This window comes from Hymenobacter convexus, assembly GCF_030580955.1.
Classification (GTDB): domain Bacteria; phylum Bacteroidota; class Bacteroidia; order Cytophagales; family Hymenobacteraceae; genus Hymenobacter.
Genome location: NZ_JAUQON010000003.1, coordinates 392,869 through 414,317 on the forward strand (window position 1 = coordinate 392,869; position 21,449 = coordinate 414,317).

Genomic DNA, 21,449 nt, shown 5'->3' on the forward strand with positions numbered 1-21,449 from the left:
TGTGGTAGTAATCCAATCGTGCGAAAAGTCTTGATTACTGCTGCACGCGAGATGTCTCGGCTACGCTCGACATGACAGCCTGCTGGCATTTCAGCCAAATCCTCCACTCCCTCCCGACTTTCCCATCAACTCCCGATGAAAAAAAATATCCTCCTGCTCGGCATCCTGGCCCTCGGCCTGAGCCTGGGCGCCTGCGAGAAATTCCTGCAGGAAAACCCGGCCGATTTCCTGGCCGCCGAGAACTTTTACCAGAACGAAAGCGACGCCGTGGCCGGCCTCAACGGCGTGTTTAACGCGCTGCTGCCCCAGACGTACTACGGCCGCACGGGCTGGCAAATCACGGAGCTGCCCGGCGAGCTGATTCGCGTGGGCTCCAGCACCGACGAGCGGGCCCAGCTCTCGCGCTTCACCTACACGCCCACCAACACCGAAATCAACAGCTGGTGGACCAACTCGTACCGGATGATAAACCGGGCCAACGACGTGATTGAGAAGGTGCCGGCCATTGCCATGGACGCCACGCGCAAGGCCAACATCATCGGCAACGCCCGTTTCCTGCGCGCCCAGGGCTACTTCGATTTGGTGCGCTGCTTCGGCGACGTGCCCCTGCTGACGGCCACCGTGAAGGGCCCGGCCGACGACCTGCGGCCCGCGCGCACGCCCCTGGCGCAGGTGTACCAGCAGATTATCGACGACCTGACCTTTGCCGAGGCCAACTGCCTGCGCGAAGACCGGATTGCGGCCGGCGAGAAGGGCCGCGTGTCGAGCGGCGCGGCGGCGGCCGTGCTGGCCAAGGTGTACCTGACGCGCGCCACCACCACCGCGGCCCAGCCCGGCGACAACCAGAGCGCCCTCGACGCCTGCAACCGCGTCATCAGCTCGAACGTGTACCAGTTGCTGCCGGTGTACGGCGACGTGTTCAACCCCGACAAGGAAAACGGGCCGGAGCACATCTTCAGCATTCAGTTCGATTTGCCACCGAACACGGGCAGCATCATTGTGCGGCAGTTTTTGCCCTCGCAGCTGGCCGGCCTGGGCACCTTCACGGTGGAAGACAGCCTCGTGCGCTCCTACCGCGCCAACGACGTGCGCCGCGCCTGGAACATCAGCAACCAAGCCGGCAGCACCACGCTGGCGCGCTACTACTTCAACAAATTCCGCGACGACAAGCGCATCATCAACGACTCGCGCTGCAACTACCTCATCACCCGCTACGCCGACGTGCTGCTGCTGCAATCGGAAGCCCGCAACGCCCTCAACCCCAACGACCCGCTGAAGTACGACGGCTACAACAAGGTGCGCCAGCGCGCCGGCATCGCGCAATGGCCCACCACCCGCGTGACCACCAAAGACGCCTTCGTGGACATGCTGCTGCGCGAGCGGGGCTGGGAGTTGGTGCAGGAAGGCCACCGCTGGTTCGACCTCGTGCGTCTGGGCCGCCTGTTCGAGCGCGAGCGCGCCATCTTCAACCGCACTGTGGACCCGCGCTACGTGTTGTTTCCCCTTCCGCAGCCCGAGTTGCAGCTGAACCCCAATCTGACCCAGAACCCGGGGTACAACTAGCCGGACCCCACCCCCGGCCCCTCCCCGGTGGGGAGGGGTGCGTTCAGCAATTACAAGAACTCGCGTTTGGCACCCTTCGGCACCCTTCCCCACCGGGGAAGGGCCGGGAGTGGGGTACGCCCGTCCGCGCCAGAACAAAACCAACTCATAAGCAATGCGTCCTTTCCTTCTTTTCCTAATGCTGTGGTGGGTGATGAGCGCACCGGCGCGCGCGGCTGCAACCGCCGCGCCGGCTGCGTTCATCCTGCTCGACCCGGCCGCTATGGCCGCCTACAAAACGGCCTATAAAGCCGGCCACCAGCCCGAAGCCGCGCAGGTAAAGACCCTGCTGAGCCGGGCCGACCGCGCCCTGAAAACTGCCCCCTACACCATTGCCACCAAGCCCCAGACGCCCCCTAGCGGCGACAAGCACGACTACATCTCGCAGGCGCCCTACTGGTGGCCCGACCCCAGCAAGCCCAACGGCCTGCCCTACATTCAGAAAGACGGCCTGCACAACCCCGAGGCCGAAGCTATGAAGGATAGCGAGGCCCTGAGCAAGCTCTGCACCGATGTGCAGGCGCTGAGCCTGGCCTATTATTTCTCGGCCGAGGAGAAATACGCGCAGCAGGCCACGCGCCAGCTGCGCACGTTTTTTCTGGACCCTGCTACTCGCATGAACCCCAACCTGAACTTCGGGCAGGGCATTCCGGGCATCAATTCGGGCCGGAATTTTGGCATCATCGAAACGCGCCATCTGGTGAATATTCCGGAGGCGCTGGCCTTGATGAACGACAGCAAAAGCGTAGATGCAAGCCTGACTTCGGGCCTGAAAGCCTGGTTTAAGGCCTTCAACACCTGGCTCACCACCAGCCCCATTGCGCTGCCCGAAGGCCAGGCCAAGAACAACCACGGCACCTTCTACGACACACAGGTGGTCGATTTCGCGCTCTTCACCGGCGATGACGCCCTGGCCAAACGCACCCTCCAGCAGCAAACCTGGCCCCGCGTGGCCGTGCAGCTGGCCCCCGACGGCGCCCAGCCCCTGGAGCTAGCCCGCACCCGCCCCTGGAACTACGTGAGCATGAACCTGCAAGGCTGGGTGCGCCTGGCCCTGATGGCCCCACACGTCGGCCTCGACCTGTGGCACTATACTACGCCCGATGGCCGCGGCCTGCGCCCTACCGTGGAGTGGTTCCGGCCCTACCTGCTGGGCGAAAAAAAGATGGAGAAAGCCGACGTGGCCGGCACTTCCAACACCCCGGCCCTCGACGCCTACGCCCAGGCTGCCCGCGCCTACCCCGACCTGAACGCAGCCCCGGTTTTCGCCAAATTCCCCACTTTCACTCCCCTTCCGTGGACCTACTAAACCAGACTTTACCCGAAGCTGCTGCCCTTGCAAATCCTGACACGGCCAGCCTAAACGAGGCTTTTTCGCTCCGCGGCAAAGTCGTCGTCGTGACCGGCGGCACCGGCATTCTGGGCCAGGCTTTCATTGACGGCATCGTGGCGGCCGGCGGTACGGTGGGCATCCTGGGCCGCAACGCCGACGAAGCCCACCGGCGCGCCGATGCCATCACCGCGCGGGGCGGGCAGGCCCTGGCGCTAGTGGCCGATGTGCTGGACGAAGCCCAACTCCGCGTCGCTTGCCAGCAGGTGCTCGACACGTTCGGGCACATTGATGGGCTGGTGAACGCAGCCGGCGGCAACGGCGCCGACGGCGTGCTCGACCCCGCCGAGGACGTTTTTCAGATGAACCTGGCCGGCATGAAGCGCGTGATGGAGCTGAACTTGTGGGGCGCCATTGTGCCCACGCAGGTGTTTGGCGAGGCGCTGGCGCAGGCGCCCGGCAAGGCCAGCATCGTGAACATTTCCTCGATGAACTCGAAGCGGGCCATCACCAAAGTGCTGGGCTACAACATGGGCAAAGCGGCTCTGGACTGCTATAACCAATGGTTTGCCGTGGAAATGGCCAACCGCTACGGCGACCGCATTCGCATGAACGCGCTGGCGCCCGGCTTCTTCCTAACCGAGCAAAACCGTGCCCTGCTCACCACCCCCGAAGGCGGCTTCACGCCCCGCGGCGAGTTGGTTATCCGCCAAACGCCCTTCAAGCGCTTCGGCCACCCCGACGAGCTGAAGGGCGCGCTGGTCTGGCTGCTGAGCGACGCCTCGCAGTTCGTGACCGGCTCCATGATATGCGTGGATGGCGGCTTTTCGATTTTCGGCGGGGTGTAGTTCTGGCGGGCGCCTCACCCCCGGCCCCTCCCCCTTGGGAGAGGGGAGCCAGACGGTTTTCGTATGAAGCTATTCCGGTGCCCCCTCTCCCTTAGGAGAGGGAGTCAGGGGATGAGGCGCCCCGTACGCGCAACCTAAACATCTTTCCAAGTCCAACTCCATGCCCCTCCCCCGAACCAGCCAGCCCCCTCAGTTGCTGCTGATTCTGCTGTTCCTGCTCACTGCCCTTTCCTCGCGCGCCCAGCAGCGTAGACGCCTCACGGCCGGCTGGGAATTTGTGCGGCAGGACCTGGGCGGCGTCTGGGAGGCCGTGCGCCCCGTGGTGGCCGGCAACCCCGAAAGCGTGCCACTGTGGCAAGCTGTCACCCTCCCTCACTGCTTCAACGCCCGCGACGCCGTGGACCCGGACGTGAATTACTACCAGGGCCCCGGCTGGTACCGCATCCAACTCGCGGTGCAAAACCCCTACCCCGGCGGCCACACCCGCCTGCATTTCGAGGGCGCCGGCCAGAAAACGGAAGTCTACCTCAACACCACCAAAGTGGGCAGCCACGTGGGCGGCTACGACGAATGGACCGTGGACGTCACGCAAGCGGTGGCCGATTTCCAACAAATAGAAGCGTTTCAGAAGCAGTTCAAGGGCAAAATTCCGCTCAGCATTCGCTGTGACAATTCGCGCGATTTGGAGATGATACCGTCCGACTTGTCGGACTTTAATATTTACGGCGGCCTCTACCGCTACGTAAATCTGGAATACCTGCCGGCCGTGGCGCTGGAGCACCTTTCGGCTAAAGCAGAGGTGGACCCAGCTGGCAAAAACGGCTTGCTCACGCTCAAAGCCACCTTTCTCGAAAACACCCCGGCCGCAGCCGATACAAAAGTTACAGTGCGCCTGCTCGACCCACTGGGCAAGGCCGTGGGCAAATATGAAGGCACGCTAAGTGTGAAAGCCGGCGAATTGGACCTGCACCAGTTCAAGGTAAAAAGCCCGCGGCTGTGGTCGCCCGACCGGCCGCAGCTCTATACGGTGGAAGTGACGGTGGGCACCGGGCCGCAGGCCTTCCGGCAGACCGAGAAGGTGGGCTTTCGCCACAGCGAGTTTGTGGAGCACGGGCCCTACCGGCTGAACGGCCAGCGCCTGCTGCTGCGCGGCACCCACCGGCACGAAGACCACGCCGGCGTGGCCGCCGCCATGACCGAGCCGCAGATTCGGCAGGAAATGCGGCTGATGAAGCAGATGGGCGTCAACTTCATCCGCCTCGGCCACTACCAACAGTCGCGCATCGTGCTGAATCTGTGCGACTCGCTGGGCATTTTGGTGTGGGAGGAAATTCCGTGGTGCCGGGGTGGGCTGGGCGGCCCGGTGTACCAGGCGCAGGCCCGCCGCATGCTGACCAACATGGTGCAGCAGCATTACAACCACCCGGCCGTCATCATCTGGGGGCTGGGCAATGAGAACGACTGGCCCGGCGATTTTCCCGAGTTCGACAAGGAGAGGATTCGCGCCTTCATGAAAAGCCTCAATGACTTAGCCCACCAGCTCGACGCCTCGCGCTACACGGCCATCCGGCGCTGCGACTTCTGCAAGGACATTCCCGATGTGTACTCGCCCTCCATCTGGGCGGGCTGGTACCGAGGCATCTACACCGATTACAAGGCCGCGACAGAAGAAGAATTCAAAGGCGTGAAGCGCTTTCTGCACGTGGAATGGGGCGGCGACAGCCATGCCGGCCGCCACGCCGAAAACCCCGACAACGCGCTGGCCAAAATCACGGCCGGCCGGGGCGCCGACGAGCGGGCCGGCGACGCCTCCCTGTTCGGCGGCAGCGCCCGCGTCTCGAAGGACGGCGACTGGAGCGAAACCTACCTCTGCAACCTCGTCGACTGGCACCTCAAGGAGCAGGAAACCATGCCCTGGCTCAGTGGCGCGGCCTACTGGCCGTTCAAGGATTTCTCCACGCCCGTGCGCCCCGACAACCCCATTCCCTACATGAACCAGAAGGGCGTGGTGGAGCGCGATTTCACCAAGAAAGAGGCTTACTACGTGTTCCAATCTTACTGGACTACCGCGCCCATGGCCCACCTCTACGGCCACTCCTGGCCCGTGCGCTGGGGCGAGGCGGGCGAGCTGAAAATGGTGAAAGTGTACTCCAACTGCGCGCAGGCCGAGCTGTTCGTGAACGGCAAAAGCTACGGCACGCGCCAGCGCAACAGCCAGGATTTCCCCGCCGCCGGCCTGCACTGGAACGTGCCCTTTGCCGCCGGCCCCAACGAGGTGCGCGTGCTAGCCCGCCAAGGCCGCCAGACGGTGGAAGACCGCATCAGCTTCCAATACGAAACCCGCAAATGGGGCAAGCCCACCAGGCTGACCCTGACGAAAACCGCCGAAGCAAACGGCCTGACCACTGTCGAAGTGAAGCTCTTCGACGCGCAAGGCGTGCAGTGCCTCGACGCGGCCAACTGGGTGGAGTTTTCATTGGCCGGCGCGGGCCGGCTGCTCGATGACCTGGGCACCAGCAGCGGCGCGCGCAAGGTGCAGGCCTACAACGGCCGCGCCATCATCCGGCTCGAAGCCCAAGCCGGGCAAAGCGTGGTGGCCGTGCAGTCACCTGGGTTAGAAGCCGTATTGTTGCCGCTATGATGAAGATTATAGCTCTACCATCCTACACGTGTAGAGACGCGACACTTCGCGTCTCGTTGTCTGCGCATTTAGCGAATCGTACTTTGCAGCGTTCAACGCCGAGACACGAAGTGTCGCGTGTCTACATGGTTCTGGCGTTCGTGCTGTTGGCCCTGCCCGCCACCGCCCAGCGCCTCACGCAGTCCATCAATTCCAACTGGCTTTTCCGCAAAGACGAAGCCGGCCTGAGTGTCGCCCAAGCCTCAGCCGTTGTAGCTGGCTGGGAGAAAATTTCTCTGCCCCACACCTGGAACGCGGCCGACGTGCTCGACGACGAGCCGGGCTATTACCGCGGCGTCGGCTGGTATAAAAAGACGTTGGCCGTGCCCGCCGACTGGCAGCAGCGGCGCGTTTTCCTGCAGTTTGAGGGCGCCAACCAGGAGGCCGAGGTGTATGTGAACGGACAACTGGCCGGGCGGCACGCGGGTGGCTATACCGCCTTCCGCTTCCCCATCAGCCAGTGGCTGAAATTCAGCGGCAGTGAGCCGGCCCCAGCCGAAATCCTGGTGAAGCTCACCAACCGCTACAACCCTGATATTCCGCCGCTCACGGCCGATTTCACCTTCTACGGCGGCATCTACCGCGACGTAGTTCTGGTGGCGGCCGAGTCGGTGCATTTCGACCTCGACAACCACGCCTCGGCGGGTGTTTTCGTGAGTACCCCGGCCGTGTCGGCTGAGGCGGCGGACGTGCTGGTGGCCGGGGCTTTAAATAACGAATTCGCTACCGCGCGCAAGGTGACGGTGCTGAGCCAGTTGCTTGACCGCGACGGCCGCGCCGTGGCCCGGCAGCAAACCAGTCTCACGCTGCAGCCCGGCGCGAAAACGTCGTTTCGACAGCTGCTGCCGAAGCTGGCGCGGCCCCACCTCTGGACGCCCGACGACCCGTATCAGTACCGCGTGGTGACGTCGGTGCTTGACGGCAAGAAAGGCGCGCCACTCGATGAAGTCAGCAACCCGGTGGGGGTGCGCTGGTTTCGGTTCGATGCCAATGAAGGCTTCTTTTTAAATGGCAAACCGCTCAAGCTCATCGGCACCAACCGCCACCAGGACTTTCCCGGCCTGGGCAACGCGCTGCCCGACGCGCTGGCCGAACGCGACCTGTTGCTGCTCAAGCAGATGGGGAGCAACTTCCTACGCGTGTCGCACTATCCGCAGGACCCCGCCGTGCTGGCCGCCTGCGACCGGCTGGGCCTGCTGGCGTCGGTCGAAATCCCCGTCGTGAATGCAATCACCGACTCGCCGGCTTTCTTCCAAAACTGCCTCACGATGCAGATGGAGATGATTCGCCAGGGCTTCAACCACCCCAGCGTCGTCATCTGGGCTTACATGAACGAGGTGCTGCTACGCCTGCCCGCCGGCCTGAAGCGCGACAACGACGCCGGCCGCGCCTACCTGCGGCGCGTGACTGCGCTGGCCCGGCAGCTCGACAGCCTCAGCCGCCGCGAGGACCCGGCCCGCGCCACCATGCTGGTGTGCCACGGCGATTTCGGGCTCTACCAGCAGGCCGGCCTGCTCAGCGTGCCGCAGGTGTTGGGCTGGAACCTGTATTCGGGCTGGTACTCGGGCGATTTTTCGGGCTTCCCCGCCTTTCTCGACCGTCATCACAAGGAATTGCCCACGCAGCCGCTGCTCGTGACCGAGTACGGCGCCGACTCCGACGAGCGGCTCCACGCCTTCCAGCCCCGGCGCTTCGACAAAACCACCGAGTACGCCAACCGCTACCACGAATTTTACTTGCGCGCCATCCTGGAGCGTCCCTTCGTAGCCGGCAGCACGGTCTGGAACCTGGCCGAATTCAACTCCGAAACCCGGCAGGAAGCCGTGCCCCACATCAACAACAAAAGCCTGCTGACGGGCGACCGGCGGCCCAAGGACGCCTACCTGTTTTACCAGGCCCACCTGCTCAAAACGCCCTTCCTGCGCATCGGCTCCCGCGCTTGGACCTTGCGCGCCGGCCTCGCTGCCGGGCCCGATTCGCTGTTCTGCCGCCAGCCGGTGGACGTGTACACCAACCAGCCCGCCGTGCGTTTGCTGCTCAACGGCCGCGACCTGGGAACCCGGCCCGCGCAGTTCGGTGTGGCACACTTCTCGGTGCCCTTCGGCAATGGCCTGAACCAGCTGCGCGCCCAGGCCGCTGGCCAGCCCATTGAGGACTTGGCCGACATCGAATTTCAATTAATTCCCACCAATCTGGCATCCGCCCAGCTGCCGTTCACGGAATTGAATGTGAGCCTGGGCGATGAGCGGATTTTCACCGATGCGAAGCTGCACCAGGTCTGGCTGCCCGAGCAGGAATACCGGCCCGGCGGCTGGGGCTACGTGGGCGGCCACCCCTACAAAATGGCTGGCGACCGCCTACCCTACGGCTCCGACCGCAACATCCTCGGCACCGACTACGACGCTGTGTATGAAACCCAGCGCCTCGGCCTGAGCCAGTTTCGCCTCGACGTGCCCGCCGGCAACTACGAAGTCACCCTGCACTTCGCCGAGCTGGAAGCCGCCCCGGCCGGCGAGCAGCTGGCCTACAACCTGGCCGGCAGCAGCGCCGCCACCGCCACTGCCGCACCCCAGAATCGGGCATTTGCGGTGCTGGTGAATGGGCTAGCCGTGCTGCCGAATCCGAGCACCGCCACGACGCTGATGCCACTGCAGGCAGTGAGCTACAAGGTGCCGGTTTCGGTGCGCTCCGGGCAGGGCATCATTGTCGATTTCAAGGCCCAGACGGGCGAAGCCTTTCTCAATGGCATTCAGGTAAAAAAGCTATTTTAACGTGAATAGGCAAGCCGCCTGAAACCAAATTAACATTCTTATTATGAATGAATTAATAGCGCATTTCTTGGTTTCGGCTGGCTCCCCTCTCCCTGAGGAGAGGGGTCGGGGGTGAGACGCCACGTCAAAACCAAGTCCAACAGTTTTTCTCGAAATCCTCTCACATGCCGACCCGGATACTCATCATGCTCCTGAGCCTGCTAGTGCTGCTGCCCGGTGCCCGCGCCACCCCGCCCGCCAACAAGCTGGCTCAGGCCGCGGCGCACACTCTGCGCACCCACGTGCTGGCCGAGGCCGCCTGGGCCTTGCAGCAGGCGCCGGTTACGGTTACGGCCAGTACCTCGCCGCGCAGCGCAGGCGGGCCGCACGACTTCTTTTCGGAAGGCGACTACTGGTGGCCCGACCCGCAAAACCCCGCCGGCCCCTACGTGCAGCGCGACGGCCAGACCAACCCCGCCAACTTCACGGCCCACCGCCTAGCCATGATTCGCTTCAGCCGCATCGTCGGGGCGCTGGCCTCGGCCTACAAGCTGACCGGCGACGAGCGGTACGTGCGCCACGCGCTGCTGCATCTGCGGGCCTGGTTCCTGGATTCGGCCACCCGCATGAATCCCTCGCTACTGTATGCGCAAGCCATTTCGGGGCGGTTTACGGGGCGTGGCATTGGCATCATCGACACCATTCAACTGCTGGAAGTGGCGCAGGGCGTGCTGGTGATGCAGGCGGCCAAGGGCTTTGGGGCGGAGGATTTGGCGGGCATCAAAGGCTGGTTTGGGCAATACCTGAGCTGGCTCACTACGCATCCCTACGGAAAAGACGAGATGAACGCGGCCAATAACCACGGTACCTGCTGGGCGATGCAGGTGGCCGCCTTCGCCCGCCTCACCGGCAACCAGGAGCTGCTGAGCTTCTGCCGGGAGCGGTACAAAACCGTGCTGCTGCCCACCCAGATGGCTCCCAACGGCAGCTTTCCCCTCGAAACCAAGCGCACCAAACCCTACGGCTACTCGCTGTTCAACCTCGACGCCATGACCATGCTGTGCCAAATCCTGAGCGACCAAACCGACAACCTCTGGGCCTACCAGATGCCCGACGGGCGCGGCATTCGCCGGGGCATCGAGTACCTCTACCCGTTTGTGGTGAACAAAAGCGCCTGGCCCTTCGCGCACGACGTGATGTACTGGGACAACTGGCCGGTGGCCCAGCCTTTCCTGGTGCTGGGCGCGGTGCAGTTTGGAAATAAGGACTGGCTTGCCACCTGGCAGCGCCTCGACCACGCCCCGCAGGTGGAAGAAGTGGTGCGCAATCTGCCGGTGCGCAACCCAATTATTTGGCTGAACTGAGCGAAGCAGCAACATAGAAATCGGACTAAATTATCATGATTAGCAAGCCTATCATCGCCGCCCTGGGCCTTCTGCTTCATACCGCTTCGGCCCGGGCCCAGGCGCCTTTCGCCAAAACCCTGAAGCTGGCCGAAACCCAGGCCACGCTCCTGCTGCAGGAGGTGCCTAAGGCGCAGCAGCACCCGGCCCCGCCCGGCAAGCCGCCGCTGGTGTCGCCGCGCACGCTCTCGCCGGCCGGTGAGCTGGTGCTGGTGCCCTCCCGCGACTGGACCAGCGGCTTCTTCCCCGGCTACCTGTGGCTGCTGGCCGAGGCCACGGGCAACACCCAATGGCAGGCCGCCGCCCGCGCCTACACGGCCCCCATCGAAGCTGAAAAAACCAATGGCACCACCCACGACATGGGTTTTAAGGTGTATTGCAGCTTCGGCACGGGCTACCGCCTTACCAAAGACCCGGCTTACCGCGAGGTCGTCCTCACGGCGGCGCGCACGCTCAGCACGCGCTTCAACCCGAAGGTGGGCAGCCTGCGCTCCTGGGACCACCACCGCGACACGTGGGGCTTCCCGGTCATCATCGATAACATGCTGAACCTGGAGCTGCTCTTTGCCGCCACGCGGCTGTCGGGCGATTCTTCGTTCTATAAAATTGCCGTCAGCCACGCCAACACGACGCTGAAAAACCACTTCCGACCCGATTTCAGCACCTATCACGTGGTGGACTACGACTCGGCCACCGGCCGCGTGATGCGCCGCATGACGCACCAGGGCTACGCCGACGAATCGGCCTGGGCGCGCGGGCAGGGCTGGGCGCTGTATGGCTATACTATGTGCTACCGCGAAACCCGCAGCCCCACCTATCTGGCTCAGGCCGAGCACGTGGCCCAATTTATTCTCAACCATCCCAACCTACCCGCCGACCTCATCCCCTACTGGGATTTTAACGCCCCTGACATTCCCCGGGCGCCGCGCGATGCCTCGGCCGGCGCCGTCATCGCCTCGGCCCTCTATGAGTTGAGCACCTACAGCCCCAACGGCGCTTTCTACCGCCGCCAGGCCGATAAGATGATGGCGAATCTGGCCCGCCACTACACGGCCCGGCCCGGCAGCAGCCACGGCTTCCTGCTGCTGCACAGTACCGGCAACAAGCCTGCTAATGGCGAAATCGACGTGCCGCTGAACTACGCCGACTATTATTTTATGGAAGCGCTACTGCGCTGCAAGAATCTGGGGGAGCGTACGGGTGCGGCGCCGCGGGCGAGGGAGGCGGTGACGGAGTGAGTGGCCTTTCACCTGCCGCCGTCAGCTTATTCCCAGCCCCTCATCAGGAAGAGGGGACTGACGATTTGTAACGTGGACTTTTAGTCCGCGAATTATCTGAACCAAGACTAACAATACGCGGACTAAAAGTCCGCGCTACAGCACGCGCCGCCGTGGCTCCCCTCTCCCTGAGGAGAGGGGCCAGGGGGTGAGGCGCCCGTGCGAACGAAGCAGGACAGCGCAGGAGAATCCGCCCTCAACCGGCTTCTACCTTGGCCGGCCAACGCCATTCCCATCCTGCACATGCGCTTCCTGACCAAAACTCACCTCTCAGCCCTGCTCCTGCTCCTCGCCGCCGCGCCCCTCCACGCCCAGGTAAAAGCCAACGACACCACCACCCCCCTCCACCTCCTCAAACCCGACTACCCCATCCCCTACGGCCAGACCAAAGCCGAGGACGTGAAGCAGGTGCTCGACCGCGTGTACACCTACCTCAACGCCGCTACGCCCGCCGAGCTGGTCGATAAAAAGACCAACGCCCCCATTACGGACCGCCGGAAATTCAACCCCGACGCCATCATCAAGCCCGGCGACTTCCGCCTCACCAGCTACGAGTGGGGCGTGACTTACGCCGGCATGCTGCGCGCCTCCGAAACCACCGGCGACCCCAAATTCGCCGCCTACACCCGCAGCCGCCTCACCTTTCTCGGCGAGCTGGTGCCCTACTTCCAGGCCTACCAAACCCAGCACCCCGAGGCGGCCACGCCCGTGCGCTCCATCGTGCAGCCCCACGCCCTGGACGACGTGGGTGCCATCTGCGCGGCCATGATAAAGACCCAGCGCCTCGACCCCACCGCCAACCTGCGGCCGATGATTGACCCGTTCGTGAGCTACATCATGACCAAGGAATTCCGCCTCGCGGATGGCACGCTGGCCCGCAACCGCCCCCAGCCCAACACCCTCTGGCTCGACGACCTGTTTATGAGCATCCCGGCCCTGGCCCAGATGGGCAAGCTCACCGGCGAGGCCCGCTACTATGACGAGGCCGTGAAGCAGCTCACCCAGTTTGCTCCGCGCATGTTTGATAAGCAAAAGGGCCTATACATGCACGGCTGGGTGCAGGGCATGGCCGAGCACCCCGAGTTCCACTGGGCCCGCGCCAACGGCTGGGCCATCCTCACCACCGTGGAGCTGCTCGACGTGCTGCCCGCCGACCACCCCGGCCGCCCCGCCGTGCTGGAGCTGCTCCGCGCCCACGCCCGCGGCCTGGCCGCCCAGCAAAGCGGAACAGGATTCTGGCACCAGCTCCTCGACCGCCCCGACAGCTACCTCGAAACCTCGGCCACGGCCATCTACGCCTACGCCATCGCCCACGCCGTGAACCAGGGCTGGCTCGATGCCCAGGCTTACGGCCCCATGGCCCTGCTGGCCTGGAACGCCGTGAGCACTAAAGTCAACAAGCAGGGCCAGGTCGAAGGCACCTGCGTGGGCACCGGCATGGGCTTCGACCCGGCCTTCTACTACTACCGCCCCGTGAACGTGTACGCCGCCCACGGCTACGGCCCCGTGCTGCTGGCCGGCGCCGAAATCACCCAGCTGCTCAAGCAGCACCCGTATGGCATCAACGACAGCTCCGTGCAGATTGTGAAGTAGAAAGCAGGAGTGTGTAAAGAAATTTGGTATCGACAAATATTAAGTAGACGTCTTGCGTTAGCTTGCTACCATGAGAGCATACTCGCAACTCCTGTTATATCTTCTCCTGAGTTATTTTCTATTTGGAACAGCTGATAAAGCATACGCGCAAACTAGCCAATGCCCGTACGAGTATTTTCAGTTGAGAACCAATGAAAGGGACTACTTCTCATTCAATGTGGCATTCAAAGGCACCACAAGACTCGCGTGTGGCACATTTCAAGATGTGAAGGGCTTTTATAAGAAGTACCCGCCATTCAATCGAGAATACACTGACTATGACTTGGCGTCCATTTTAGCCCGTGGGCTAACGCTCAAATCGCCTGTTCCTCTCGATAGCCTTGTCTCCTTGGATTTCGCTTTAATGATTGACATTGAAAAAGCGAATGCCATTGCGGCAAAAGGAGAACAGTACTTTTTAGCTTACTATTTCAACAGATTCGGTGGCCTGCGTGAGGACCGCAAAGCCAGCCCGGCAGCTGTTATGAAACACCTGCAAAAATGGTGCATCGCGGCTAGCCAAGATGACGAGACAGGCATTCTGTGTGCACGGTATAAGTTTGCTGCGCTCAACAGAAAGTAATACTTCTTGGCCAGCACCTCCCCACATGAAAAAGCTTCTCCTGTTTCTGTTGCTCCTGCCGGCCCTGCTGCCCGCGCAAACCCCGGTGGCGTCGGACAAGCCCCTCAACATCTTTACCCTGGGCGACAGCAACGGCACGTTTCCCCAGAGCTGGCCCAAGCAGCTGGAGCTGGCCCTGCCCCGGGCGCAAGTCTTCAACCTCAGCAAATCGGGCCGCACCATTGGCTTCGTGAACAACGGCGACAGCACCTTGAATTCGCTGCTGGTCATCGACGAAAACCTGCGGAAAGCGGCCGAGTTTACCAAGGACCGGCCGTTCGATTTCGTGGTGCTCGAGCTGGGCACCAACGACGCCAAAGCCGTGTTTGCCGACCGCCAAAAAGAAGTCCCGGCCAACCTGGAAACGCTCATCCGCAAAATCAAAACCTGCCCCTACCCCGCCATCCGCCAGGCCCGCATTATCATCATCTCCCCGCCGCCCTACGGCACCAAAGCCGAAGCCCTGCCCAAGTACCAGGGCGGCAACGAGCGGGTCCGCACCATGGCCAAAACCTTTCAAAAAGTAGCGCGCCGCACCCACTCCCTCTTCGTGAACGGCTACCAAACCCCGGGCCTCGACATCAACACCATGACCGCCGACGGCCTGCACCTGGACGCCACCGCCTCCCGACTGCTGGTAGCGCCCGTGCTGGCCATTATGGCGCGGTAGATTGCCGGTTTTTTTGGTTGGCGGGCTGAACGATGTAGAGACGCGACACTTCGCGTCTCGTCGTTGAACGGTAATGATAGAACGATGACGCCTGAACGATGCAAGCGGCACGGTGCTGGTCGTTCAACGACGAGAGGCGAAGTGTCGCGTCTCTACACCCCGTACAACGGCGGCGCAGCCAGCCCGAACACCTCGCGCAGGGCCAGGCGGGCGGCGCGGTAGCCACACATGCCGTGCACGCCACCGCCGGGCGGGGTAGCCGAGGAGCACAGATACAAGCCGCGCTGCGAGGTGCGGTAGTTGGACGCCCGCAGCGCCGGACGCGTGAAAAGCTGTCCGATGTCCAGCACGCCGCCGTTGATGTCGCCGCCCACGTAGTTGGGGTTGTGCTCCTGCATTTGCATGGGGTCGAAGGTGTGGCGGGCCAGAATGCGCGCCCGGAAGCCCGGCGCGAACCGCTCCACCTGGCTTTCAATGGCGGCCGTCATGTCCTGGCGCGAGCCGTTGGGCACGTGGCAGTAGGCCCAGGCGGTGTGCTGCCCGGCCGGGGCGCGGGTGGTATCGAACCGGCTTTGCTGGGCCAGCAGCACGAAGGGCCGCGCCGGGTGCTGGCCGCGCGCGGCGGCTTGTTCGCCGGCGGCAATTTCGGCCAGCGTGCCGCCCAGGTGCACAGTACCAGCCTGCGCGCACTCGGGCGCCGTGAAGGGAATGGGCGCGGCTAGGGCCCAATCAATCTTGAACACGCCCATGCCGTAGCGGTAGCGCCGCAGCTGCCACTGGTAGATGCTGCTGAGGCTATGCCCGGCCATCTGGAGCAGCTGCGCGGGCGTGACGTCGAGCAGCACGGCGCGGGCGGGCGGCAGTTGCGCGAGCGAGCGCACGAAGGTGCCCGTTTCGACGTGCCCGCCCAGGGCCCGGAAGTGCGCCACCAGCGCATCGGCAATGGATTGCGAGCCGCCTCGCGCCAGGGGCCAGCCGCCGCGGTGCGCCGCCATCAGCAGCACCAGCCCGATGGCCGAGGTGGTGAGGTTGCTGAGCGGCTGGATGGCGTGGGCGGCCATACCAGCCAGCAAGCCCTTGGCCTTTTCGCCCGCAAACCGCCGGGCCAGCACCGTGGCCGGCAGCAGCGCCGAGAGCCCAAACCGCGCCAGCGCCAGCGGCTTCGGCGGGAAGCGTAGCGGGCCCAGTGCGTCGCGCACGAGACCGGGCCACTCGGCCACCAGCGGGACCAGCAGGCGGCGGTAGGCCTCGGCATCGGGGCCGAGGGTGGCGGCGGTGGCTTCAATAGAAGAAAAGGCGGCCGCGGCGGTGCCATCGTCAAAAGGGTGCGCGGCGACAACGGGCGGCGTGAGGTATTCGAGGCCGTATTGGGCCAGCGGCAGGGTTTGGAAATAGGGCGAAGCGGCGGCCAGCGGATGAATGGCCGAGCAGATGTCGTGACGGAAACCTGGCAGCGTCAGCTCGGCGGTGCGCAGGCCACCACCCAGCTCGTCTTTGCCCTCAAGCAGCAGCACCGACAGGCCCGCCTGCTGCATGGCAATGGCGGCGGCCAGCCCGTTGGGGCCAGAGCCGACGACGACGGCATCATAGGTGGAATCGGGCATGCGGGGCAGAGTTGAAAAAGTGGTAGAGCAATTAGGCGGATTAAAAGAACGTCGGTATTTAGGCCGTCATGCCGAGCGCAGCAAAGCATCTCGCTTGTGGTAGTAATTCAATCGCAAGGAAAAGGATTGGCGGTGGCAAGCGAGATGCTTCGCTGCGCTCGGCATGACGGCCTACCCTCCCGCACCCTGCCCACGCTTTTCAACTACGCCAGCCGGCGCGGGTCGTTGGCCGAGAGCGGGGGCAGTCAGACGTCAACCCGCTCCCGGTTCCACCAACGGCCGGCGGAGCTACCGGGTTGGCCGAAGTTGTCGCGGTAGCGAATGGCATGGCTGAAACGCGGCGGCTGCGCAGAAAAGGGGATTATCAGCGGCAAAAAAAAGAGCCCCGAATCGGGGCTCTTTTTGCTATTATTGGACGACAAGGCGTTGGGTTTTGGTGGTATCCCCTCGGAAGCGCAGGAGGTAAACACCCGGTTTCAGCTTGTCGCTCGGGATGTTGAGCGTGGTTTGCTTACCGACGCTGGTTTGCCAGAGCACCCGGCCCACCACGTCCAGCACGTCGATGCGTTGCACATTCAGCAGGTTGGCGCCCAGGCGGATGTTAATGTTGTCGCGGGCCGGATTGGGGTAGACTTCGATGCCCGTGTTTGCCAGCGCGTTGTTGGTCGATGTTACAATGCAGTTGGTACCAGTCGTGCCCGTCCCGGTGATGGTGGCGTTAGAGCTGGCTACCAGCAGCTTGTCCAGGCCGGCGGTGCCGCCGGCGTTATAGGCGATGGTGAGCGTGTGCGGCCCCACGGTCAGGGGCACATTTTGCAGTTTCACCCATTTCCAGCCGGCGGCGCCTACTTCCTTCACGCTGGCATCGTCGATGTAGTAGGTGTTGGCCACCTGCCCCATATCAAACAAAAACGTAGTGGAAGCCAAGGACGCCGTGATGGTCCAGGACACCTGCTGCCAGGTCGTGCCGATGGCCTGGTCGGCCTGGTACTGCGCACTGCTCGGCCCGGTCGAAAGGCGAATAGAACCGCCAGTTGCCGCGGCTTTCACCCAATAGGATATCACATACTGCTTGCCAATCGTAGTCGGAAACGCCGTGCTGCTCACCTGCACCTTCCACTGGTTGCCGGTTTGGGCGGTGGGGTTCACCACTTTCATCGCTCCGCTACCGGAATGAATCTCCGCGGCCACCGTATTGGCCGAAATGGTGGCGCCGTTGGCGTTGAGCGTCGTCCAGCCGGTGAGGCCACTTTCGAAGCCGTTGTTGGTCAGCAGTTGGCTGCTCACCGCCTGAAACGTACCGTTGTCCAGCTTGGTCCAGTAGCCGTAGTCGTCGGTGGCCGGCACGTTGAGGCGGGCCAGCAAGTTGTAGGTGCCGGCGCTATCGGCGGTGAAGGGCAGCGTCAGCGCGGCCGCGGCGCCGGTGGGCGCCGTGGTGGGGCTGCTGAGGCCGGTTTGCACCCGCACGTAGCTGCCATTGGAGGCCGTGGCGTCGGGCACCACCGTCCAGTTGGAGCCCACCGTGGCGCACTCGGCTTCGAGCCAGATGCGCTTGCCCAGCGGGTCGGGCGGCAGGGGCGGCAGCACGGGATTGTTGGTGCCCCACCACTGGTACCAGCGCTGGTAGTTCAGCGTCGGGAACGGATGCACGGCGATGTTGCTCGTGTTGACGCTGGTGTTACCCAGCAGGAATTTATCAACAAACAATTCCATGGTGGGCTGTTGCGAGGCCGGCACCGCGCAGTGGTTGTGCCCCCCATCGATGTAAAAACCGAACCGGTCGCCAATCCCGAACGTACTCCACACCACGCTTGCGGCCCGGGCCGACACGTAGGCCGCCGGGTTGGCCAGCCACTCGAAATCGGTATTGCCCGTCACCAGCAGGGCGCGCGGCGCAATCATGGCCATCAGCTCGTGGTGGTCTTCGGGCAGCCGCACCACGTTGGTGTCGGCAAACTGCACCATGTCGTCCTTAAACCAGCGGTAGTCCGTAGCGCCTAGCTTTTCCACGGCGCCCAGGGTTTCCGACACGCGCCAGGCCGGCGCCCCGCCCCCACCCGATTCCTGCGCAATGGTCAGGGCAATGCGCTCATCAAAGGCCCCGGAAAACAGCGCCATCTTGCCCGCATACGAGCAGCCCGTCACGCCGATGCGCTGCAGGTTGATGGGCAGGCTGGCCTGCACCAGTTCCAGGCCGTCGATGATGCGGCTCACGCCCCAGGCCCAGGCGCTGTACTGGCCCGAGTTGGCCAGCGTCTGGCTGGGGTACAAGCGGTAGAAAGGGTCGGTCAAGGCGGGGTTGCCGTAGGTCGTTACCTGGTTGTGGTTGAAGGTAATCATGGCAATGTTGCGGCTGGCGAACACCGAAGCCGGGACGCTGCCCGAAGGGCTATTCATGCCGATGACGGCTGGGAACGGGCCGGTGCCCGTCGGCAGCGTCACCTGCGAGGTCAGCGTCATGGTTTGGCCGTTCACGGTCACGTTCACGGTGAGCACGCCGGCCGCGTAGCTGGCCGTGATGTTCTGCGGCCGGGGTGGCTTGGTGCCGATTTCGTAGTTTTCAATCTGCGCTTTAATCTCATTGCGGCGGCATTCCCAGTCGCTAAAACTCGTGGAGCGCCCGCTGCCGTTGGCCCATTTAAACGGGTCGGGCAAGGGCGCGATGCGGGGCAGCTGGCCAAAGGCCGGCAGCGCCGGCACGGGGCAGCTCGCGCCTGTATTTTCAGAGGAATACACCAGCGGCGTTTGCGCAAACCCGCGCAGGCAGCTCAAGCTCAGCAGGAGCGCTAAAAAAGTAGTTTTCATGGTCATTTGCTGTTGGGTGGGATGAAGAAATGAGGTGACGGCCAGCCAAATGCGCTGGCAGAGTGGTTCAAGGGCGTATAGTCATAGGCGTGGGGCAAGCAGGTTGAAAAGAAGCAATTCGGTGGAGCAATGGCCCTGGCCCGAGCGCACGAAACAGCCAGCCGGCCTGTTGCAGGCCCGCTCCTCATGGCTAATTCCCTTGTAAAAGGCCCGAGTGCGCCGCGCTAACAGCCCTACTCGACGTACAGCTGCTGGCTGCTGACCCCGGTGGCGCTTTGCAGGCGCAGGGTGTAGAGGCCCGCCGGCACGCCCGGCAGCGCGAGGGCGCGCACGGCATCGGCACTGGCCGGGAGCGTGCGGCAGAGCACTCGCTGGCCCAGCGAGTTGAGCAGCTGCGCCTCCACCGCCTGCTGGCTAAAGGCCGCGGGCAGGCTCAGCGACACGCTGCCGGCCGTAGCAGGATTTGGGAAGACGGAGATGCCTGCGCTGGCCGTGGAGGCAGCTTTCGTGCCCAAGGTCGTGTTCTGGATGTAGCTGCGCAGCCACAGCATGGCCGGGCGCTCGGTGGCATCGGCATTCACCAGGTTGGCGCCCTGGGCGGTGCGCCAGTGGCCCACGCGGTAGCCCCACAGCGTGACGCCGCGCACCGCCGGATTCTGCCAGAACAGCGGAAACACGCGCTGGTATTCCGCCAGCTGGTCGGCATCGGCGAGGCCGTCCGAGTCGTATTCCGTGATGTAGAGCGGCACGCCAGTAGTGGCCAGCGTGGCCAGGTTGCCGTTGATGGTGGCGGCCGTTTGCCCCGCCGTGGAGAAGGCGTGGCCCTGAATACCCACGCCATCAATCAGGCCCCGAGTGCGGAGCAGGTTGATGATGGTGGCGTAGGTGGCCGCCCGGGTCGAGGAGTTTTCCACGCTGTACTCGTTAATCATGAGCTGCGCATTGGGGAAATACTGCCGGGCCAGCTGGAAAGCCGTGATAATCCAGTCGTAGCCGGTGGTGCCGGTGCCGCCCAGGGCGTTGATGTAGCCGCCCCCATCGGCCGCCGGCGAGCCGGCCGGCGTGCCGGGCGAGCCCACCGTCACGAAACCGGTGGGCGGGGTGTTGATGGGCTCGTTCACCACGTCGATGTGGTTGATGTTGGGGTAGCGGGCGGCCACCGCCGCAAACCACGCATTGATAGCCGCCAGCTGGTCGGCGCTCGACAGGTTCTTAATCCAGGTGGGCTGCTGGGCGCCCCAAATCAGGGTGTGCATCCGGAATAGCGACTGGGTGCCGGTAGCGGGCTTGGCCTGGGCGTAGGCCGCGTCAAGGTCGGTCCAGTTGAAGGCGCCCTGCGTGGGCTGCACGCTGCCCCATTTGCCGCCGTTTTCGGGCGTCACGGCGTTCCAGTACGCGCCAAAGTTGGGCGCCTGCTGGGGGCTGTAGGCGCAGCCCAGGTACTTGGGCTTGCCGGTGGCCAGCGGCGGGCCGCTGGGCGTGAACGTGGTGGGCGGCGTGGCGGAGCCCTGCGTTCCGGCATCGAGGTTGGCCACCGTGAAATACAGCCCGCTCTGGCCAAACACGAACTTATCGAAGTCCAGCCCGTCTTCGCGGGCCCCAATCTGGAAGGTTTGGGTGAGGCTGCCGGCCGGCACGGTGTACGTCACCAGCGCGGCCCCGCCGAAGCTGTATTTCGAGATGTTTATCCATTTCCAGACGCTGGTGCTCGCCCCGCCCCCGCCGTCCACCACCTGCGTAGCGCCGGTGTAGCCGATGTTGAAGATGTTGTTGGCGCTGGTCCAGTCGCTGCCCGTGGTCACGCTCTTGCTCCCGAAGCTGTTGGCGTAGAAAAAGCTGTCGTCGTTGGCGCCGCCGCTGCCTACCCGCACGCGGGCGTACAGTTCGTAAGTGCCCGGCCCGGGGAAGGTGACGGTGTAGCTCAGCACGCGGTTGGCCGTGGCCGGGGCGGTGCCGCCCACGCCCCCGCCCGGCGAAGTGGGCGCCGTGAAGGCCGAGACGTCGGTGAGCGAGGTGGCGTAGGCGACGGCCGGCGTCGGCGTCGCGGCCGTGAGGAAAGCCCAGTCGCCGGCCGAGGCCGCGGTGGAAGTTGGAGCGGTAGAAGTGCCGGCTTCGGCCTGAATGGTGACGGGCGCATTCTGGGCCCGCAGCGGTGTGAGATGACTGCTTAGTGCGGTTGCCAGCGTCAGCAGGTAGAGTTGAGGTTTGTTCATGGGAAAGAAGTTT

At 63.9% G+C, this 21,449-nt stretch carries 13 protein-coding genes; 10 read left to right on the forward strand and 3 right to left on the reverse strand.

Annotated elements, in window-relative coordinates:
- Window positions 1-135 precede the first annotated feature (135 nt).
- The 10 genes from Q4S41_RS08400 to Q4S41_RS08445 all read left to right on the forward strand — a co-directional run bounded on the left by Q4S41_RS08400 (window position 136) and on the right by Q4S41_RS08445 (window position 14,814).
- Complete coding sequence (locus tag Q4S41_RS08400) at window positions 136-1,563, forward strand: RagB/SusD family nutrient uptake outer membrane protein (protein ID WP_305030662.1); 1,428 nt, start codon at window positions 136-138, stop codon at window positions 1,561-1,563.
- A 154-nt stretch (window positions 1,564-1,717) separates the two neighbouring features.
- Window positions 1,718-2,911: an alginate lyase family protein gene (locus tag Q4S41_RS08405; protein ID WP_305030663.1), complete on the forward strand. Its 1,194-nt coding sequence runs from the start codon at window positions 1,718-1,720 to the stop codon at window positions 2,909-2,911.
- The gene (locus tag Q4S41_RS08410; RefSeq protein WP_305030664.1) at window positions 2,899-3,780 is read left to right on the forward strand and encodes an SDR family oxidoreductase; all 882 of its coding nucleotides are present in this window, start codon (window positions 2,899-2,901) and stop codon (window positions 3,778-3,780) included. Before Q4S41_RS08405 ends, Q4S41_RS08410 begins: the two co-directional genes overlap by 13 nt.
- Window positions 3,781-3,940: 160 nt before the next feature.
- Entirely contained in the window at window positions 3,941-6,421 is a 2,481-nt protein-coding gene (locus Q4S41_RS08415) for a glycoside hydrolase family 2 TIM barrel-domain containing protein (protein ID WP_305030665.1), read from the forward strand.
- A gap of 125 nt (window positions 6,422-6,546) precedes the next feature.
- Entirely contained in the window at window positions 6,547-9,231 is a 2,685-nt protein-coding gene (locus Q4S41_RS08420; RefSeq protein WP_305030666.1) for a glycoside hydrolase family 2 TIM barrel-domain containing protein, read from the forward strand.
- 164 nt (window positions 9,232-9,395) lie between these two features.
- A complete protein-coding gene (locus Q4S41_RS08425) occupies window positions 9,396-10,574 on the forward strand; it encodes an alginate lyase family protein (RefSeq protein WP_305030667.1) in 1,179 nt (392 codons plus the stop codon).
- A gap of 35 nt (window positions 10,575-10,609) precedes the next feature.
- Entirely contained in the window at window positions 10,610-11,851 is a 1,242-nt protein-coding gene (locus Q4S41_RS08430; protein WP_305030668.1) for a glycoside hydrolase family 88 protein, read from the forward strand.
- Window positions 11,852-12,133: 282 nt separating this feature from the next.
- Entirely contained in the window at window positions 12,134-13,483 is a 1,350-nt protein-coding gene (locus Q4S41_RS08435) for a glycoside hydrolase family 88/105 protein (RefSeq protein WP_305030669.1), read from the forward strand.
- A gap of 70 nt (window positions 13,484-13,553) precedes the next feature.
- Window positions 13,554-14,105 (forward strand): hypothetical protein, encoded by a 552-nt coding sequence (locus Q4S41_RS08440; RefSeq protein ID WP_305030670.1) that lies wholly within the window; start codon window positions 13,554-13,556, stop codon window positions 14,103-14,105.
- 25 nt (window positions 14,106-14,130) lie between these two features.
- Window positions 14,131-14,814, forward strand: a complete 684-nt coding sequence (locus tag Q4S41_RS08445) for a GDSL-type esterase/lipase family protein (RefSeq protein WP_305030671.1) — start codon at window positions 14,131-14,133, stop codon at window positions 14,812-14,814.
- A 152-nt stretch (window positions 14,815-14,966) separates the two neighbouring features.
- On the opposite strand, the gene Q4S41_RS08450 is transcribed toward Q4S41_RS08445, so the two are convergent.
- The 3 genes from Q4S41_RS08450 to Q4S41_RS08460 all read right to left on the reverse strand — a co-directional run bounded on the left by Q4S41_RS08450 (window position 14,967) and on the right by Q4S41_RS08460 (window position 21,436).
- Window positions 14,967-16,418, reverse strand: a complete 1,452-nt coding sequence (locus tag Q4S41_RS08450) for a phytoene desaturase family protein (RefSeq protein ID WP_305030672.1) — start codon at window positions 16,416-16,418, stop codon at window positions 14,967-14,969.
- A 408-nt stretch (window positions 16,419-16,826) separates the two neighbouring features.
- Entirely contained in the window at window positions 16,827-19,223 is a 2,397-nt protein-coding gene (locus tag Q4S41_RS08455) for a glucuronyl esterase domain-containing protein (protein ID WP_305030673.1), read from the reverse strand.
- A gap of 233 nt (window positions 19,224-19,456) precedes the next feature.
- Window positions 19,457-21,436, reverse strand: coding sequence for an endo-1,4-beta-xylanase (locus Q4S41_RS08460; protein WP_305030674.1), 1,980 nt, complete (start codon window positions 21,434-21,436; stop codon window positions 19,457-19,459).
- Window positions 21,437-21,449 lie beyond the last annotated feature (13 nt).

What these genes read in the sequence shown, in the direction of transcription:
- Q4S41_RS08400 (WP_305030662.1), top strand. Translation starts at nt 136, where the DNA reads ATGAAAAAAAATATCCTCCTGCTCGGCATCCTGGCCCTCGGCCTGAGC.
- Q4S41_RS08405 (WP_305030663.1), top strand. Translation starts at nt 1,718, where the DNA reads ATGCGTCCTTTCCTTCTTTTCCTAATGCTGTGGTGGGTGATGAGCGCA.
- Q4S41_RS08415 (WP_305030665.1), top strand. Translation starts at nt 3,941, where the DNA reads ATGCCCCTCCCCCGAACCAGCCAGCCCCCTCAGTTGCTGCTGATTCTG.
- Q4S41_RS08420 (WP_305030666.1), top strand. Translation starts at nt 6,547, where the DNA reads ATGGTTCTGGCGTTCGTGCTGTTGGCCCTGCCCGCCACCGCCCAGCGC.
- Q4S41_RS08425 (WP_305030667.1), top strand. Translation starts at nt 9,396, where the DNA reads ATGCCGACCCGGATACTCATCATGCTCCTGAGCCTGCTAGTGCTGCTG.
- Q4S41_RS08430 (WP_305030668.1), top strand. Translation starts at nt 10,610, where the DNA reads ATGATTAGCAAGCCTATCATCGCCGCCCTGGGCCTTCTGCTTCATACC.
- Q4S41_RS08435 (WP_305030669.1), top strand. Translation starts at nt 12,134, where the DNA reads ATGCGCTTCCTGACCAAAACTCACCTCTCAGCCCTGCTCCTGCTCCTC.
- Q4S41_RS08440 (WP_305030670.1), top strand. Translation starts at nt 13,554, where the DNA reads ATGAGAGCATACTCGCAACTCCTGTTATATCTTCTCCTGAGTTATTTT.
- Q4S41_RS08445 (WP_305030671.1), top strand. Translation starts at nt 14,131, where the DNA reads ATGAAAAAGCTTCTCCTGTTTCTGTTGCTCCTGCCGGCCCTGCTGCCC.
- Q4S41_RS08450 (WP_305030672.1), bottom strand. Translation starts at nt 16,418, where the DNA reads ATGCCCGATTCCACCTATGATGCCGTCGTCGTCGGCTCTGGCCCCAAC.
- Q4S41_RS08455 (WP_305030673.1), bottom strand. Translation starts at nt 19,223, where the DNA reads ATGAAAACTACTTTTTTAGCGCTCCTGCTGAGCTTGAGCTGCCTGCGC.
- Q4S41_RS08460 (WP_305030674.1), bottom strand. Translation starts at nt 21,436, where the DNA reads ATGAACAAACCTCAACTCTACCTGCTGACGCTGGCAACCGCACTAAGC.